General features: G+C 70.8%; 18 protein-coding genes. 7 read left to right on the forward strand and 11 right to left on the reverse strand.

The window, feature by feature from the left end:
* The first annotated feature begins 15 nt into the window (after window positions 1-15).
* The 7 genes from QSK39_RS31985 to QSK39_RS32015 are packed head-to-tail and all read left to right on the forward strand — an operon-like array spanning window position 16 to window position 5,850.
* Window positions 16-783, forward strand: coding sequence for an enoyl-CoA hydratase/isomerase family protein (locus tag QSK39_RS31985; protein WP_285481568.1), 768 nt, complete (start codon window positions 16-18; stop codon window positions 781-783).
* 9 nt (window positions 784-792) lie between these two features.
* Window positions 793-1,809: an LLM class flavin-dependent oxidoreductase gene (locus QSK39_RS31990; RefSeq protein ID WP_285481569.1), complete on the forward strand. Its 1,017-nt coding sequence runs from the start codon at window positions 793-795 to the stop codon at window positions 1,807-1,809.
* Complete coding sequence (locus QSK39_RS31995; RefSeq protein WP_285481570.1) at window positions 1,809-2,600, forward strand: enoyl-CoA hydratase/isomerase family protein; 792 nt, start codon at window positions 1,809-1,811, stop codon at window positions 2,598-2,600. Before QSK39_RS31990 ends, QSK39_RS31995 begins: the two co-directional genes overlap by 1 nt.
* 9 nt (window positions 2,601-2,609) lie before the next feature.
* Window positions 2,610-3,410 carry an enoyl-CoA hydratase/isomerase family protein gene (locus tag QSK39_RS32000; protein WP_285481571.1) on the forward strand — a complete coding sequence of 267 codons (801 nt, stop codon included), beginning with the start codon at window positions 2,610-2,612 and terminating at the stop codon, window positions 3,408-3,410.
* A 7-nt stretch (window positions 3,411-3,417) separates the two neighbouring features.
* Complete coding sequence (locus QSK39_RS32005) at window positions 3,418-4,350, forward strand: DUF7064 domain-containing protein (RefSeq protein ID WP_285481572.1); 933 nt, start codon at window positions 3,418-3,420, stop codon at window positions 4,348-4,350.
* Window positions 4,347-5,354 (forward strand): phosphotransferase family protein, encoded by a 1,008-nt coding sequence (locus tag QSK39_RS32010; protein WP_285481573.1) that lies wholly within the window; start codon window positions 4,347-4,349, stop codon window positions 5,352-5,354. The genes QSK39_RS32005 and QSK39_RS32010 overlap by 4 nt, the downstream gene beginning before the upstream one ends.
* A 28-nt stretch (window positions 5,355-5,382) precedes the next feature.
* Window positions 5,383-5,850 (forward strand): AlbA family DNA-binding domain-containing protein, encoded by a 468-nt coding sequence (locus QSK39_RS32015; protein WP_285481574.1) that lies wholly within the window; start codon window positions 5,383-5,385, stop codon window positions 5,848-5,850.
* A 54-nt stretch (window positions 5,851-5,904) separates the two neighbouring features.
* Here QSK39_RS32015 and QSK39_RS32020 read toward each other — a convergent pair whose 3' ends face one another.
* The 11 genes from QSK39_RS32020 to QSK39_RS32070 form a co-directional block, all read right to left on the reverse strand.
* Entirely contained in the window at window positions 5,905-6,780 is an 876-nt protein-coding gene (locus QSK39_RS32020) for an SDR family oxidoreductase (RefSeq protein ID WP_285481575.1), read from the reverse strand.
* Window positions 6,781-6,795: 15 nt separating this feature from the next.
* Window positions 6,796-7,932 (reverse strand): acyl-CoA dehydrogenase family protein, encoded by a 1,137-nt coding sequence (locus QSK39_RS32025; RefSeq protein WP_285481576.1) that lies wholly within the window; start codon window positions 7,930-7,932, stop codon window positions 6,796-6,798.
* 15 nt (window positions 7,933-7,947) lie between these two features.
* Window positions 7,948-8,742: an enoyl-CoA hydratase-related protein gene (locus tag QSK39_RS32030; RefSeq protein WP_285481577.1), complete on the reverse strand. Its 795-nt coding sequence runs from the start codon at window positions 8,740-8,742 to the stop codon at window positions 7,948-7,950.
* A gap of 143 nt (window positions 8,743-8,885) precedes the next feature.
* Window positions 8,886-10,340 carry an aldehyde dehydrogenase gene (locus QSK39_RS32035; protein ID WP_285481578.1) on the reverse strand — a complete coding sequence of 485 codons (1,455 nt, stop codon included), beginning with the start codon at window positions 10,338-10,340 and terminating at the stop codon, window positions 8,886-8,888.
* Window positions 10,337-11,458, reverse strand: coding sequence for an NAD(P)-dependent alcohol dehydrogenase (locus tag QSK39_RS32040; RefSeq protein ID WP_285481579.1), 1,122 nt, complete (start codon window positions 11,456-11,458; stop codon window positions 10,337-10,339). The genes QSK39_RS32035 and QSK39_RS32040 overlap by 4 nt, the downstream gene beginning before the upstream one ends.
* A 30-nt stretch (window positions 11,459-11,488) precedes the next feature.
* Window positions 11,489-11,806, reverse strand: a complete 318-nt coding sequence (locus tag QSK39_RS32045) for a 2Fe-2S iron-sulfur cluster-binding protein (protein WP_285481580.1) — start codon at window positions 11,804-11,806, stop codon at window positions 11,489-11,491.
* Window positions 11,807-11,822: 16 nt separating this feature from the next.
* The gene (locus QSK39_RS32050; protein WP_285481581.1) at window positions 11,823-13,016 is read right to left on the reverse strand and encodes an NAD(P)/FAD-dependent oxidoreductase; all 1,194 of its coding nucleotides are present in this window, start codon (window positions 13,014-13,016) and stop codon (window positions 11,823-11,825) included.
* Window positions 13,013-14,338 carry a cytochrome P450 gene (locus QSK39_RS32055; RefSeq protein ID WP_285481582.1) on the reverse strand — a complete coding sequence of 442 codons (1,326 nt, stop codon included), beginning with the start codon at window positions 14,336-14,338 and terminating at the stop codon, window positions 13,013-13,015. The genes QSK39_RS32050 and QSK39_RS32055 overlap by 4 nt, the downstream gene beginning before the upstream one ends.
* A 121-nt stretch (window positions 14,339-14,459) precedes the next feature.
* Entirely contained in the window at window positions 14,460-15,542 is a 1,083-nt protein-coding gene (locus QSK39_RS32060) for a LuxR C-terminal-related transcriptional regulator (RefSeq protein WP_285481583.1), read from the reverse strand.
* A 208-nt stretch (window positions 15,543-15,750) separates the two neighbouring features.
* Window positions 15,751-16,569, reverse strand: a complete 819-nt coding sequence (locus QSK39_RS32065; protein WP_285481584.1) for a hypothetical protein — start codon at window positions 16,567-16,569, stop codon at window positions 15,751-15,753.
* A gap of 62 nt (window positions 16,570-16,631) precedes the next feature.
* Complete coding sequence (locus tag QSK39_RS32070) at window positions 16,632-17,045, reverse strand: peptidase inhibitor family I36 protein (protein WP_285481585.1); 414 nt, start codon at window positions 17,043-17,045, stop codon at window positions 16,632-16,634.
* Window positions 17,046-17,139 lie beyond the last annotated feature (94 nt).

The following is a 17,139-nucleotide window of genomic DNA, read 5'->3' on the forward strand; positions in this document are numbered from 1 at the left end:
CTGTGGAGGAAGACGATGACTGACGACGCCGTCAGCACTCGCGAAGCCGGTCCCGGCATCCGCGTGCTCACCCTGGCCCGCCCGCCGGCCAACGCCCTCGGCCTGCCGATCATCGACGGGCTGAACGCGGCCCTCGACGCTGCCGGGGACGCCAAGGTCATCGTGATCGCCTCCGAGGTACCCGGGTTCTTCGCCGCCGGCGCCGACATCAAGCACATGTCCGGTATCGACACCGAGTCGTTCACCGCGTACGGCGACCGGCTGCGCGGGGTGCTCGACCGGCTGGCCGCACCCGAGCGCATCACCATCGCCGCGGTCGACGGGCTCGCGCTCGGCGGTGGCCTGGAGCTGGCGATGGCCTGCACCCTGCGGGTGGCCGGCGCCGACGCCCGGTTCGGCTTGCCGGAAGTGAAGCTGGGCCTCATTCCCGGCGCGGGCGGCACGCAACGGCTGCCGCGCCTGGTCGGCCGCGGCCGGGCCCTGGACATCATGCTCACCGCCCGGCAGGTCCCCGCGGCCGAAGCCTGCGCCATCGGCCTGGCCGACCGGCTCGTCGACGCGGGCAAGGCCGAGGCAGCCGCGCTGGAACTGGCCGAGAAGCTCGTCACGCTGTCCCGGCCCGCGCTGAGCGCGGTGGTCCGCACCGTCGACGCGGCGTTCGACCTGCCGCTCGAGCAGGGGTTCCGGTACGAGGTCGAGCAGGTCCAGCAGCTCTTCGAGACCGGTGAGGCGCGGGAAGGCCTCGCCGCGTTCCTCGAAAAGCGCCCGCCGAAATTCGCCTGAGGGGGAGTCGTGTACGGACTGACGATCTTCAGCGCGGGCTCCGGGCCGGAGCGGTTCCGGCGCGCCGCGGACCTGGCCGTCCGGGCCGAGGAGGCGGGCTTCGACGCCGTCTGGACCGGCGAGCTGTACAACCGCTCGGCCACCGTCCCGATGGCCGTGCTGGCCCAGGCCACCGAGCGTGTCCGGATCGGCTGCAACATCGCCTACGGCGTCGGCCGCACCCCGCTGGTCTGGGCCGCCGAAGCCCGCGACCTCGACGAGCTGTCCGGCGGCCGGCTGGTGCTCGGCCTGGGCAACGGCACGCCGCGGATGATGGCGGACTGGCACGGCGTCAGCGGTGAGGCACCCGCTGAGCGGATGGAAGAGCTGGTCACCGTCCTGCGGAAGCTGTGGCGGTTGCACGAGGGCCCGGTCGAGCACGACGGCCGGTTCTACCGCGTCCACCTGCGCCCGACCGCCGACACCGCCCCGCCGATCCAGGAGCGGCTGCCGATCTGGACGGCGGGCGTGAACCGCCTGATGGTCCGCGTCGCGGGCCGGGTCGCCGACGGCCTCGTCGGGCACCCGATGTACACCGCCCGCTACATCGCCGAGGTGGTGCGGCCCGGGCTCGATGCCGGGGCGGCCGAAGCGGGCCGGGACCCCGCCGACATCACCTTGATGGGGATTCTCATGTGCGCGGTCGACGAGGACGAACAGGCCGCACGCCGCCGGCTCGCCTTCGCGGTGGCGCAGTACGCCGCGTCCCGCGTCTACGACCGGCTCTTCGCGCTGCACGGCTGGTCTTCCGCGCAGGAGCGGATCCGCGAAGCCGTTCGCGCCCGCGACGAAGCGGCCGTGGTCGCCGCCGTCCCGGATGACGTGATCGATGCCGTCGGAGTGGCCTGCCGTCCCGCGGATCTGCGGGCGCGGGTGGCCGGGCACGCCCGCGACTACGACCACCTGAACCTCGTCGTCCCGCCGTGGGGCCTGAAACCGGAAGAAGCGGAAGCGGCGACGCTCGCGGTTCTCGAAGGGATGCGCTGATGGAGACCATCGACCTGACCCGGCCCGCCGACGGAGTCGTGCTGGCGACGCTCAACCGCCCCGACCGGTACAACGCCATGACCGTGACGATGTTCGCCGAGCTGGAGCAGCTGGCGTTCGACCTCGGCGAGGACGACGACGTCCGCGCGGTCGTGCTGACCGGCGCGGGGAAAGCGTTCTGCGCGGGCTACGACCTCGACGACGCCGACGAGCTGGCCGGCCTCACCGCGCTGGGCATGCTCGACCGCCAGGAGCGGGCAGCGCGGGGCTTGTCGGGGTTGCGTGCGTTGCGTGTCCCGGTGATCGCCGCGGTGAACGGCGCCGCTGCCGGTGGCGGGCTTTCGTTGGCGCTGGCCGCGGACATCCGGCTCGCGGGGCGCTCGGCGAAGTTCAACGCGGCGTTCGTCCGCATCGGACTGTCGGCCGGCGACCTCGGCGCGTCGTGGCTGCTGTCCCGGACGATCGGGCCCGCGCTCGCCGCCGAGATCGCCTACACCGGCCGGTTCGTGCTGGCCGACGAGGCCGAGCGGATCGGGCTGGTGAACAAGACCGTCGACGACGACCGCCTGCTGGACGAAGCCCTGGCGATGGCCGGGCTGATCTGCGCGAACTCTCCCGGCGGCGTCCAGCTGTCGAAGCGGGCGCTGCAGGCGAACATGGAGATCGGCTCCTACGCCGCCGCGCTCGAACTGGAGAACCGCGGCCAGGCCCTGCTCACGCGCGGCGAGGACATGCCCGAAGCGCTCGCCGCCTTCAAGGAGAAGCGCGCCCCGCACTTCACCGGACGTTAGGAGACCGCCGTGCCCGACTTCCGGACGCTCCTGGTCGAGGAGCCCGAACCCGGTGTCCTCGTCCTGAAGCTGAACCGGCCGGACCGCATGAACTCCATGACGGTCGAGATGTTCGGCGAGCTCCGCACCGCCGCCCGGGCGCTGCGCGACAGCGGCGCCCGCGCGCTCATCCTCACCGGGGCCGGCGAACGCGCGTTCTGCGCCGGGTTCGACCTCGCCGAGATCGAGGTCATCACCCGCATGGGCGTGCGGGAGTTCCTCAAGTTCCAGGAGCTGGCCACCGGCGGGCTCGCCGCGCTGCGGCAGCTGCCGTTCCCGGTGATCGCCGCGATCCACGGTGCCGCGTCCGGTGGCGGGCTGTCGCTTTCGCTGAGCGCCGACATCCGGCTCGCCGCGCCGACGGCCAAGTTCAACGCCGCCTTCGTCAAGGTCGGCCTGTCGGCGGGGGAGCTGGGCACGTCGTGGCAGCTGACCCGCCTGGTCGGTCCCGGCCGGGCGGCCGAGATCGCTTACACCGCAAGGATCGTCGAGGCCGAGGAGGCGCTCCGGATCGGCCTGGTGAACCGGGTCGTGCCGAGCGAGCGGCTGCTCGACGAAGCGCTCGAGCTGACGCGGCAGATCGCGGGGAACTCGCCGGGCGGCGTGAAGCTGTCGAAGCAGGCCCTGCAGCGCAACCAGGAGATCACCTCGTACGCCGGGGCGCTGGAGCTGGAGAACCGCGGGCAGGCGTTGCTGACCCGCGGCGAAGACATGACCGAAGCGCTGGCCGCGTTCAAGGACAAGCGCCGGCCGCAGTTCACCGGAAGGTAAGGGTTTCATGACGACGCTCGGAGACATCGACCCCGGATTCGGGCCCGCCGACGACCTCCGGCACCGGCCCGCGCCGGGCGGCCGGATGCGCGACAGCCTGTTCTGGGAACTGATCATGCCCGAAGAACAGCTGGGCGTGCAGATCTACCTGTACCTCACCGACCGCGGCAAGACCGGCTACAACGTGTCGGTGTGGGGGCCGGACGCCGAACCGGTCGCGCTGAAGCTCGAGCAGGGCGTCGTCGGCGACGACGTGGACCTCGACAACTTCCACTTCGAGGGCCTGAGCGTCAAGCAGCCGGAGCTGCGGCGCACCGCTTCGGTCTCCTACACGAGCGACGACGTCAAGCTGGAGTACGACTTCACGGCGCTGCACGACGCGTTCAGCTACCGGTCCAACCCGGACGGGCTGCCCGCGTGGTTCGCGGAGAACCGCCTGGAGCAGACCGGGCACGTGACCGGCTTCCTCGAGGTCGCGGGCCGGCGCATCGCGTGGGACCGCAAGGGGCATCGCGACCACTCCTGGGGTGTCCGCAACTGGGGCGTGCCGCACCACTGGAAGTGGTTCATCGCCTACACTGAAAGCGGTCGCGTGGTGAACGGCTGGATCTGGATCGCCCGCGGGGAGTGGGGTTTCGCCGGGTACGTCGTCAAGGACGGCGTCACGATCCCGGTGTCGCACATCCGCCACCACGCCGAGTACCACGACGACATGACGCAGAAGCGCCTGGAGGCGGACGTCGTCGACATCACCGGCGAGACGACCCACCTGGTCATGGACGCGTTCGGCGTGGTGAAGCTGCCGACCCGCGATCCGATGGGCACGGTCATCACCGAAGCCGCGTGCACGGCGACCATCGACGGCGAGGAGGGCGCCGGGCAGTTCGAGACGCACTGGCCGGGCCAGTACCTCCAGCACTTGATCGAGAGCAACCGGTGACCTGGGACTGGGACGCCTCCTCCCGGGCTGCGCTTTCCGGCTTCTTGGCCGCGCATGGCCTGTGCTCCGGCCCGGTGACGACCCGCCGCATCGGCGACGGCCACTCGAACCTGACGTTCCTGGTATCGGACGGCTCGCGGCAGGTGGTCGTCCGCCGTCCACCGCCACCCCCGATCCCGCCGGGTGCCCACGACATGCTGCGAGAGGCCCGGCTGATCGGCGCTTTGGCCGGGACGGACGTGCCGGTGGCCTCTGTGCTGGCGGTGGCTCCGGCGGTGCTGGACGTCCCGTTCTACGTGATGAGCTACGTCGACGGCCCGGTGGTCACCGACCGGACACCGGCACCGCTGGACACCCCTTCGTCGCGACGGCAGATCGGTCACGCGCTGGTGGACACCCTGGCGGCCCTGCACGCGGTCGACTGGCGTGCCCTCGGTCTCGCGGACTTGGGTCGGCCGGAGGGCTTCAACGCACGGCACTTCCACCGGATGGCCCGTCTGGTGGCGGACGCGGACGGCAACGCACCACCGGAGTTCGCCGAGGTCCAAGCGTGGCTGGCGGCAAACGTCCCACCGGAGTCAGGCGCGACGATCGTCCACAACGACTACCGGCTGGGCAACGTGGTCTTGGCAACCCCGGGTCGTATCGCGGCGGTGTTGGACTGGGAGCTGGCCACCCTGGGCGACCCGCTCTTCGACGTCGGGTATTTCCTGGCGTCGTGGCCGTCGCCGGACGCACCTCTCACACCGACGGAGGAGCTGGGGATCGCAGCGCTGGAGCCGGGCTATCCGACTCGAGCCGAGCTGGCCTCGCGGTACGCCTCGCAGACTGGGCGTGATTTGTCCACACTGGACTGGTACACGACGCTGGCGTTGTGGAAGTTGGCAGTGCTGTACGAGTACGGGCGTCGCCGAGCTGTCGACGGTGTCGGTGACGACTACTACGCGGACCCGGTGAAGGTGAAGTCGTTCCTGGATGCTGCCCAGCGCGCCGCCGGATGCTGACCACGGCGATGCGGCCTAAAGTGGCCCGATGGCCAGTAGCTGGACCCGCATCCACGAGCACCTCGGGCTTCGACCCGGGCCGCTGACCTTCGAGAACGTCGCGGACGCCGCTCGAACCGGCTTGGCCGAAGCGGACATCCTCGACTGGAAAGAGCCTCTGCCACAGCCACCTCGCGACGGTGCCTGGAACGAGTTCGCGAAGGATGTCGCGGCGATGGCGAACACTCGTGGTGGCCTGCTGATCTACGGCGTCAGTGACAAGCTGGAGCTGCGAGGTGTCGACCTGGCATCCGTTGACGTTCGGATGTACGGGCAGTGGCTGCGCAACCATGTCCGGCCCTTCCTCGGCGGCGTTGACTACCTGGAACTGAAGACGCCCGACGAGCAGAAAACGGTTCTCGTGGTGGACGTGCCGGCGAGCGAGTTCGCGCCCCACTCGGTCACCGGCACCGCGGCGCGAGACACGGCCAAGCAGCGACGCGACGAAGCGGCGTAGCCCTTGATACGAAGAGAGGGCCCGGGTTCGTCACGGGCCCTCTCTTCGTGGCTTCTAGACCGACCGCTGCGACTTCGCCGCCGCACTAGCAGCCTGGCTCCGTTCGCGGACCTCTCGCCAGTCCTCATCGGACAGTGACGTCAAGCCCGCGAAGGTCGCCGGGCCCGCCAGCCGCTGCCCGCCGTCCATGGCGATCGTCTCGCCCGTCAGGTAGTTGCAGCCGTCCGAGAACAGGAACACCGTCAAGTTCGCCAGTTCCTCGATCGTGCCCGCGCGGCCCATCGGGATCTGGTCCGTCTGGGTTGCTCCCACCGCGCTGCTCTCCGTCGGGTTCAGCATCTCCCATGCGTAGTCCGTCGGGATCGGGCCCGGCGCCAGCGCGTTGAGCCGGATCCCGTAGCGGGCCCACTCCACCGCCAAGGACATCGTCATCGCGTGCACCGCCGCCTTGGCCATCGCCGACGGCACCACGAATGCCGAGCCCGACCACACCCACGTCGTCAGGGTCGACAGCACCACGCCGGGCAACCCGGAAGCGATCCACCGCTTGCCCGCCGCGTGCGTGGTGTTGAACGAGCCGTTCATCACCGTCCCGCTCACCGCCTCGAACGCCCGCGTGCTCAGGCCCGCTGTCGGGGCGATGAAGTTCGCCGCCGCGTTGTTCAGCACGCCCGTGAGCGGCCCGTGGCGGTCCCAGATCTCCGCCATCGCCGCGTCCACCAGGTCCCCCTTGCGGACGTCGACCGCCTGGAAGTGAGCACCCGCTTCGGCGGCCGCTTCGGAGAGCACCGACTCGCGGCGGCCCCACAGGTGGACCTCGGCGCCGTGCGCGGTCAGGTGCCGCGCGACGCCGCGGCCGAGTCCCGTGCCGCCGCCGGTGATGAGGATCCGCTGGCCGGACAGGACGTCCGGGGCGAAGATCGGCTTCATCTGCCACCTTCCCGATCAGAGCCCGAAGCTCTTGCCGATGATCTCGCGCTGGATTTCGTTGGCCCCGCCGTAGATCGGCGGCGCGAGGGCCTTCCGCACCTGGCCCTCCATGCCGTACTCGCTCGCGTACCCCGCGCCGCCCATCAGCTGCATCGCCTCCAGGGTGACGAGCTTGGCGACCTCGGTGCACTTGAGCTTGGCCATCGCCCCTTCGCGGGCCAGCTGGTCCTCCTCGCCGGCGTCGATGCGCTCGGCGACCTCGTAGACGAAGGACCGGCTGCACGCGATCTCGGTCGCGAGGTCGGCGATCCGGTGCCGGACGGCCTGGAAGCTGCCGATCGTCCGCCCGAACTGCTCCCGCTGCGAGACGTACGCGACGACGTCGTCGAGCGCCCGTTCCGCCGCGCCCAGCGACATGGCCGCGATGATCAGCCGCTCGACGCTGAGCCCGCGCATGAGGTGCCGCCACGCCTGGCCCACCTCGCCGACGACGTTCGCCGCCGGCACGCGGACGTCGGTGAAGTACAGGTCGTTGACCGTGTGGGTGGACATGGTCGGGATCGGCCGCACCGTCAGGCCGCCGGCGTCCAGCGGCACCACCAGCAGCGTCAACCCGTCGTGCTTCTTGGCGCCGGTGGCCGTGCGGGTGAGCACCAGGACGTGGTCGGCCAGGTGCGCTGCCGTCGTCCAGGTTTTCTGGCCCGTGATGACGTAGTCGCCGCCGTCGGCGACCGCCTTCAGCCGCGCCGAGCCCAGGTCGGAGCCCGCGCCCGGTTCGGACAGCGCGATGGCTTCGATCCGGCCCCGGCACAGGCCGCCGACGACTTCCTTCTTCTGCTCCTCGGTGCCGTAGCGCAGGTAGGTCTGCGCCGCGGTGAGGCCGGTCCCGTAGGCGTGGATCGGGGCGAGGCCGCGAGCCGTCTCTTCGAGGAACACGCATTCTTCGACCATCCCGGCGCCCGCTCCGCCGTACTCCTCGGGTACGGAGACGCCGAGCCAGCCGTGTCCGGCCAGCCGGTCCAGGAGCTCCCGGCTGGTGTCCAGCGTGCCGCCGCCGGTGAGCGCGTCCCGTTGCCCGGGCGTCCCGCACTCCCGCGCGCAGAACTCGCGCACGGCGGTGGCGAACGCCCGCTGCTCTTCGGTGAACCGCATCGTGAACGACCGTTATCAGTGGCCGCGGAACGCGGAGAAGTCCGGCGCGCGCTTCTCGCCGAAGGCCGTGATGCCCTCCTGCGCCTCGGCCGACTCGCCGAACAGCTTCAGGTGCGAGTACGCCAGCTGCCCGACACCGGCGAACTGCTCGGTGTCGGTGTTGAACGACTGCTTGAGCACCTTGAGCGCGGTGGGGGAGAGGGCGAGGATCTCGTCGGCCCACCGGCGCACCTCCTCGTGCAGCTCCGCGGCGGGCACGACCTGGTTGACCAGGCCCCAGTTCTCCATCTGGGCCGCGGTGTAGCGCCGGCACAGGAACCACACCTCGCGGGCGCGCTTCTCGCCGAGGATGCGGGCGAGGTAGCCGGTGCCGAAGCCGGCGTCGAAGGACCCGACGCGCGGGCCGTTCTGGCCGAACTTCGCGGTGTCCGCGGCGATGGTGAGGTCGCACAGCACGTGCAGCACATGCCCGCCGCCGATGGCGAAGCCGTTGACCGCGGCGATGACCGGCTTGGGCACGTCCCGGATGACGTGGTGCAGCGCGTCGATCTCGAACAGCCCGGAGTCCGACGGGCCGTAGTCCCCGGTCTCGGCCCGCTGCTTCTGGTCGCCGCCGGTGCAGAACGCCTTGTCGCCGGCGCCGGTCAGGCAGATCACCCCGACTTCGCCGCTGTTCCAGGCCTTCTTGAACGCCTTGACGAGCTCGTCGACGGTACGGGCGCGGAAGGAGTTGTACCGCTCGGGCCGGTTGATCGTGATCCACGCGAGGCCGTTGTCGACCTTGTACGTCACGTCGGTGAACTCGTCCATCGGCGAGTGGTCCTTTCGTCGTCGGAAGAACAGCGAGCGGCACCCTCGCGACCGCCCGTGACCCGAATCTAGGTCTGTGAACGATCGTTATCAAGGATGCCGCCGCCGGGGGCCGGGTATTTCCCCCTTAGGAGAGAGCCCGCCTACCCCTTTCCGGGGTCGAGGTAGACGGTCTTGAAGACCTGGTACGAGTGCAGGCCCTCGGGCCCGAGCTCGCGGCCGATCCCGCTGGACTTGATCCCGCCGAAGGGCGCCGTCGGGTCGTTGACGTAGGCGTTGACCCCGATCGTGCCCGAAGCCACCCGGCGCGCCACCGCCTCGCCGCGGTCCGCGTCGGTGGTCCACACGGTGCCGCCCAGGCCGTACTCGGACGCGTTGGCGATCGCGACGGCCTCGTCCTCCGAGGAATACGGGATGACCGACAGGACCGGCCCGAAGATCTCCTCCTGCGCGATCGTGTGCCCGTTGTCGACGTCGGCGAACACCGTCGGCTCGACGAACCAGCCCTGGTCCAGGTCCGCCGGGCGCCCGCCACCCGCGGTCAACCGGGCCCCGTCGCCCAGGCCTTTCGCGATGTAGGACTCGACGCGGTCCCGTTGCCGCGCCGACACGAGCGGGCCGAGCTGGGTGGTCTCGTCCAGGGGATCGCCGATGCGCAGCGACTTCGCGAGGTCGGTCACCGTGTCGACGATCTCGCCGTAGCGGGACCGCGGGGCGAGGACGCGGGTGCCGAGCCAGCAGATCTGGCCGTTGTTGAGCAGGGTCGCGGCGAAGAAGCTCTCGATGGTGGAGGCCAGGTCGGCGTCGTCCAGGACGATCGCCGCCGACTTCCCGCCCAGCTCGAGGGTCACCGGCCGCAGGAGCCGTCCGCACGTCTCGGCGATCGTCCGGCCCGCCGTCGTCGAGCCGGTGAACGACACCTTGTCGACGCCCGGGTGCGCCACGAGGTACGCGCCCAGATCACGACCGCCGGGGACGACGCTGAGCACGCCGTCGGGCAGCCCGGCTTCCGCGGCGGCCTCGCACATCAGCAGCGCGTCGAGCACCGTCTCCGGTGCGGGCTTGAGCACGACCGTGCAGCCCGCGGCCAGCGCCGGGGCGAGCTTGAGGAAGGTGATCGCCTGCGGCACGTTCCACGGCACGATCGCCCCGACGACGCCCACGGGTTCGCGGATCACCCGCGAGCTGCCGCCCAACATCCCGGGCCGGGTCTCCTCCTGCGGGGAACCGGTGACGAGACCCGCGAAGTAACGCAGCAGCACCGGCGGGAAGCCGCCTTCGAACTGCTGGGCCAGCCCGATCGGCATGCCGTTCTGGGCACTGACCCGCCGCGAGGTCTCGGCGGCGCGCTGCTCGAGTGCGACGGCGAAGCGTTCGAGCGCCTCGACCCGCCGTGCCGGCTCCCAGCGGGGCCAGCCTGCCGGGTCGTCGAAAGCGCGCCGGGCCGCGGCGACGGCGTCGTCGATGTCGGCCTCGGCGCCTTCCGGGACGCTGCCGAGGAGTTCCTCGGTGGCCGCCGCGTGCACGGAGATCCGCCGCCCGGTGGCCGGGGCGGCCCAGCGACCGCCGACGTACAGGTGGTCGTAGTCGATCGTCATGACTGCTCCTGGGTTCCTTCGTGCACGAGCACGATCTTGACGGCGTCACCCCGGTGCTGGGCGGCCACGGCTTCGTTGATCCGCGCGAACGGCATGGTGGTGACGAGTTTGTCGAACGGGAACCGGCCGGTCCGGTGCAGTTCGAGCAGCTGCGGGATGAAGACGTCGGGATCGCTGTCGCCTTCGACGATCCCGATCACCCGGACGCCGAGGACCTGCGCCTGGATGAGGTTCAGCGCCAGCGCCGCTTCGGGATCGGCGGGTACGCCGATGATGCCGACGGTCGCGCGGTGCGCCAGCGCCTGCATGGCCTGCTGCAGCACGTCGGCGATGCCGGTGGTGTCGATCGCGTAGTCGGCACCGTCCGGTACGACCGTGCGCACCTGCTCGGCGAGCGGTCCGGCGGCGGGGTCGAGCACGTGCGTGGCGCCGAGCGCCAGCGCCAGGTCACGGCGTCCGGCGTGCGGCTCGACGACGATGATGTGCGCCAGCTCGCGCACCGCGCCGGCCAGGACGGCGGACAGGCCGACGGACCCGCCGCCCAGCACCAGCAGCGCGGAACCCGGTTGGCAGTCCATCGAGTTCATGACCGCACCGGCACCGGTCTGCACGCCGCAGCCCAGCGGACCGAGCACGGCGAGCGGCGCGTCGTCGGGCACCTTGACGACGTTGCGCTCGTGCGCGATCGCGTGCGTGGCGAACGACGACTGCCCGAAGAACTCCGAGCCCAGCGGCTGCCCGTCGCGGTGCAGGGTGCTGCGCCCGTCCTGGCGCGCGCCACCGAAGTTGTACGCCATGAACTCGTGGCAGTACGCGGGTTCGCCGCGCCGGCACTCGCGGCAGTCGCCGCAGCTGTTGAAGCTCAGCACCACCTTGTCGCCGACACCGACCTTCGTGACCGATTCGCCGACCGCGGTGACGACTCCGCTGCCTTCGTGCCCGAAGACGCCGGGCAGGGGAAATGGCAGATGACCATCCTTGGCGGCGAGGTCGGTGTGGCAGAGCCCGACCCCGGCGATCTCGACGACGACCTCGCCTGGGCCGGGATCGTCGAGCGTGAGGCGCTGGAGCGTGAAGTCGCCACCCGGCTCGGTGGCCACTGCGGCCGTGATGTCCATGTGAACTCCTTTGTCCGGTGGGGAAGAGGATCAGCCGTTGGTGTCCGGCACGGTCACCCGTACCTGGGGGCAGCCGTCGGTGAGAATGAGCTGGCAGGACAGCCGCGAGTTCGGCCGCGCGCCGTCGGCGTATTCGAGCAGCTCGAGCTCTTCGCCGGTCGGTTCGTCGAAAGTGGACTGTCCTTCTTCGACGAAGACGTGGCAGGTGGCGCAGGAGCAGCTGCCACCGCATTCCGCGACGATGCCCGGCAGGTTGTTGCGGACCGAGCCGTCCATCACGCTCTGTCCACAAGGGACGTCGAGCTGGTGGACGGATCCGTCGGGCAGTTCGTAGGTGACGCTGGGCACGGTGTCCTCCGGATGATCAGGCGACGGCGTCGCGCAACGGGGTCGCCGGGTCCGCCAGCCGGACCGGGTCGAGCCGCGTGCCCGACGCGAGGAACTTCTTGCCCGCCATGAACTCGGCGGGGCTGTTGGCCGACTCGACGGCGGTCAGCGCACCGCCGTCGAGGTGGAACAGGGCGAACCGGCCGGACGCGGGGTCGCCGCGGACGACGGTGGCCGGCTCGGCCGGGACGAGCCCGGCGATCTTGAGCTTGAGGTCGAACTGGTCGGACCAGAACCACGGCACCTCGGCCGGGTTCGGCGCCCCGCCGGTGATGGTGGCGACGGCTTGGCGGGCCTGTTCGGTGGCGCTGGGGATGCTTTCGAGCCGGACGAACCCGGGGCGGCGGGTGACGTCGCCGATCGCCAGCACGTGCGGGTCGCTGGTCCGCGCGTGCCCGTCGACGACGACGCCGTGGTCGCAGTGCAGGCCCGCGGCCGCGGCCAGCTCGTCCCGGGGTTCCGCGCCGACGCCGATGAGCACCGCCTCGCAGGGAATCTCCGTACCGTCTTCGAGCACGGCTCCCGAGACCCGGCCATCGCGCCCGGTGAGTCCGGTGAGCCGCACGCCGGTGACGATCCGCGTGCCGCGGCCGCGGTGGTGGCCGGCGAGGATCTCCGAGAGCCGGGGGCTGGCGACGCGGGCGAGCACCCGCTCTTCGCGTTCCAGCACGGTGACGTTGACGCCGTTGGCTCGCGCGACGGCGGCCACTTCGAGGCCGATGTAGCCGCCGCCGACGATGACCAGGGCGCGGCGCTCGACGACGCACTTGCGCAGGATCCGGGCGTCGGCCAGCGTTCGCAGCGACACGACTCCGGCCAAGTCGGTTCCCGGCAAGGCCAGCCGGCGTGGTGCCGCTCCGGTGGCCAGGACGAGGTGGTCGTAGTCGTGGGCGTCGCCCGACGCCGTGTGCACGCGGCGCCCGGCGGTGTCGAGCGCGACGACGTGCTCGCCGAGGCGCAGCGTGATGTCCTGCTCCCGGTAGAACTCCGCCGGGCGCAGCCACTGCTCCAGCTCACCCTGCGCGAACTTCTTCGACAACGGCGGCCGGTGGTAGGGCAGGTCCACCTCGTCCCCGAACAGCTCGACCGGGCCCCGGTGGCCGGCCTGCCGCAGCAGGCCGGCCAGCGTGGCCCCGGCGTGCCCGGCTCCGACGATCAGGACCCGGCTCACTTCAGCTCCAGCCGGACGGGCAGCTTCCGCAGCCCGCCGACGAAGTTCGTCATCACCGCCTTGCGCTCGCCGGCGATCTCGACGCTCTCGATCAGCGGCAGCAGTTCCTCGAACATGATCCGCAGCTCGAGCTTGGCCAGGTGCTGGCCGATGCACATGTGCGGGCCGTAACCGAAGGCGATGTGCCGGTTGGGCTTGCGGTCCAGCCGGAACTCGCCGGGCGCGTCGAACACGTCGGTGTCGCGGTTGGCGGACTGGTACAGCAGCATGAACCGGTCGCCCGTGCGGATCTGCTGTCCGCGCAGCACGTAGTCCTGGGTGGCCTGGCGGGTGAACTGCTTGACGGGCGAGACCCAGCGCAGGCTCTCGTTGACCAGGTCCGGGATGAGGGCCGGATTTGCCTTCACCTTCGCCAGCTGGTCGGGGAACTGCGCGAGCGCTTCGATCGCGCCGGACATGGTGCTCGACGTCGTGTCGTGCCCGGCCGTCGCGATGGCGATGAACCAGCCGTAGGCGACCTCCTTCGGGTAGTACTCACCCTCCGGCTTGCGGGCGCCGGCGATGATGGTGGCGAGGTCGTCCTTCGGGTCCGCGCGGCGGTCTTCGACGAGCTTGTCGAAGTAGGCGTAGAAGTCGTTGATCGCGGCGGACCACTGCTGCGCGGCGGCTTCCGGCGTGAGCGGCTCGACGTCGGCGCGCTGGGCGTCCGGGTCGGCCGTGCCGAAGAACTCCTGCGTCAGGGCCATCATCCGCGGCTCGTCCGCTTCGGGGACGCCGAACAGGCTCATGATCACGTGCAGCGGGTAGTGGAGGGCGAAGTCCTGGACGAAGTCGAGCTCGTTGGTGCCGCTGCGCAGGTACTTCGCGATGGCTTCCTGCGCCAGCGTCCGGATCCGGTCCTCCCACTTCTTGAGGTTGGCCGGCCGGAACCAGTCGTTCGCGATGTCCTTGACCGCCGTGTGCTCGGGCGGGTCGAGGTAGGTCAGGGTCTCGAGGATGCGCAGGCTGCCGCCGGTGAGCTGCTTGGTGAACGTGTCACCGGCCTGGTTCTGCAGGATCGGGTTGTGCGAACCGGGCTCGTCCCCGCCGCCGCTGGTGAACACGTGCGGCTGCCGCTCGATCTCCATGATGTCGGCGTGCTTGCTGACCAGCCAGACCCGGTCGTAGCCCTCGACGTCGGCCTGGCCGAGCGGGTGGTTCTCCCGCAGCCACCGGTAGGCCTCGAACAGCGGGACGTCGTAGCGGTGGCCTTCCGGCAGCACGACCTGCCGGGCGATCTCGTCCGGGATCGGGCGGGTGGTGACCTCGGGCGTGGTGGTCATCGGGATTCCTCCGGGAGACGGCGACGGTGCACGTATTGGTCCAATCTTTGGGCCAAGAGACGTGTCGTGCATCACCCCGCGGGAAGAGGTTTCTCTCCCGCGATTTCTCCCGGTGGGGTAGCTACCGGCGGGTCAGCGCGTGGTAGCGAGCGGTGGCTTCGGCGCGGTTGGCCGCCCCGAGCTTGTGCAGCAGGTTCTTGACGTGGGTCTTGACCGTGCCGGGGGAGACGAACAGCTCGGCGGCGATCTGGCTGTTCGTCCGCCCCTGCACCAGGTGCCGGAGGACGTCGACCTCGCGGCGGGTCAGCTCCGAGAACGGGCCTTCGAGCCGGGCGAGCGGGTCGGCCGCGGGCTCGGGCGCATCGACCCGGTCCACGCCGCCGAGCAGCTCGTCGACCGAGCCGGCCTGGTCGATGAGCTGGTCACGGAGGCGGCCCAGCCGGTCGGCGAGCACGACCCGCTCGAAGATGCAGCCCAGCCCCTCGGCGAAGAGGCCGAGCAGCCGCTGGTCGAAGGCGTCCACCCGGTCGGTGTCGACGTGCTGGTCGGCGTGGACGAGCCCGATCACCTCGCCGCGCCCGATCAGCGGCGCGACGACGTAGTCGCGAGTCCGGGCCAGGGTGATCAGCCGGTGGTGCACGTGCGGGTTGTGCTGCGCGTCCTCGACGAGGATCGGGGTGCGCGTGCGCACCACTTCGGTCTCCGGGAGCTCGCGGCCCAGCCGTCCGGGGATCGCCGTGCCGATCTCGACGAGGTCGCGCGCCAGCTGGGGATCGGCGTAGGCGAACGCGGACCGGGCGCTCCAGTCGGGGCCGGACAGGCGGGAGAACAGCGCGCGCCGGTACCCGAGGTGGTTGATCTCCACGGGCACCCGGTCGACGAGCTCGGCGACCGAGATCGCGGAGCGGAGCCGGTTCAGGCTCCGCCGCAGCTCGTCCAGGCCGGCCGAGCGCGCGGCGATCCGGGCTTCCTTCACCTGCACAAGCGTGCCGCTCACCTGGGACAGCGCGACCGCCAACCGGGCCCGTCCGGTGTGGTCGCCGGTTTCGGTGAGCGCCCGGACGAGCGTTTGTTCCGCCCGGGCGAGCACTGTTTCGGCCGACCGCAGATCCCGCGGTCCCTGGCCGGCCTCGCCGGTGAGCCCGGCCGCGGTGCGGAACACCGCGCGGGACCGCCGCACCAGCTCGTCGACGTCGTCGTCCACAGCCGTCTCCTCGCTCGTGTGGGGACGGGCATTGCGCTGTTCGGCCGATTGTCGTCCGCCGACGCCCGGATCGATACCCGAGCCGGGCGATTGCCTCCTTAAGGGAGAGGAAATCCTTCCCGGAAGAGGGTGGTGGGACTGGACCGGGAGACGATCCTCCGCCGCTCTCGAAAGCAGCGCCTCGCGACTCCGCAGCCGGAGGCATCGATCAGGATGAGCCGAGGACGCGCCGGGCGGCGGCCAGCCGGTCTTGGCGGGCGGTGGCCAGCCCGTCGAAGCGGGCCGCGTCGTGGCGGATGGTCTGCTCCTGCGCGGCCGCCTCTACGTCGTGCCACACCTCGACCAGGTGGGCCGTCGCCTTGCACTGGACGTCGGCCAGGGCAGTGCCCTTCTCCTCGTCGGGGATCGGTTCGGCGTCGAGGTGCCAGCGCGGGTCCGAGATCGCCGCTCGCGAATCGGCGTAGTCGTAGCCCCGGCCCGCCATGCACGTGCGCCAGTCCGCGATGGCCGCGCCGACGCGCGGGTCCGTCTCCGAACTGCGCAACGACCGGAAGTCCGCGTCGGTGAGGAATCCGTCGTCGACGGCCGTCAGCTCGGTTTCCGCCTGTTCGGTGCAGCCGTGCTCACCGAACAGCGTCGTGCGCTGGGCCTCGGTGAGACCGGCCACCCACCGGCGCTGCTTGCTCTGCCGTTGCCGCTCCTCCGGCGTCTTCGGGAAGTGGTAGCCGAAGTTCGTGGCGGAGGCTTCGTCGATCACGCCGTACCGGCGGAGGTTCGGCGAGCGGTCCAGCGCACCGGGGACCCGGTCGTCGTCCGGCACGGCGAGCTCGACACCGCGGTCGCGCAGGCAGGCGCGGACCAGCGTGGCGCGGGCCCACCCGATCTCCGTCTCTTCGGCGAAGCCCGGCCGGTAGCGGTCGAACGGCAGGGCGAGCCGCTCGGCGGGGAGCGCGGGCGCGACCGGCTCGGCGCCGCACGCGGTGAGCGTGAGGAGCACCAGGACGGTGGCGAAAACCTTGGTGAGCATGGCGACCTCCGGGAACGCCGGTGGTGCCCGGCGGGGGGCGGGCACCACCGGCGGAGCGAGCGTCAGGCCGTGGTGCAGATGTCCACGGCGCTGAGACGGTTGTCGCCGATCTTGTTGTTCTCGAGGAAGCCGTCGTCGGTACCGCTGATCGACTTCGTGGAGGCGCCGGAGCCGCCGACGTCCTGCCACAGCATCACGTTGCAGCCGATGCGGTTCTTCACCGAGCTGGTTTCGTTGTCGATGCTGTCGTCGGTCTGGTTGCCGTTGCCGTCGTACCAGTAGTTGTCGCGCAGGTCGAAGTCGTCCTTCCGCAGGTCGAGCCAGTGGTTGGTGTTCCCCTTGTTGAAGTCGTTGTTCTCGAACAGGCAGAAGTTGCCGCTGGCGCAGCTGCCCACCGCCAGCGCGGGCGACGCCGCGACCACGAGCCCGGTACCCACTGCCGCGACGGTCATGGCCACCGAAATGATCTTTCGCACGATTTCTCCTCGCCATCCCCTCGCGGGGATTCGATCAAGTTGGGCGATCGGACCGTAGGGACCGGAAGCTGCGGGACTGTTGAGCACCGGTGCA

This window comes from Amycolatopsis sp. NBRC 101858 (assembly GCF_030269325.1).
GTDB lineage: Bacteria > Actinomycetota > Actinomycetes > Mycobacteriales > Pseudonocardiaceae > Amycolatopsis > Amycolatopsis ponsaeliensis.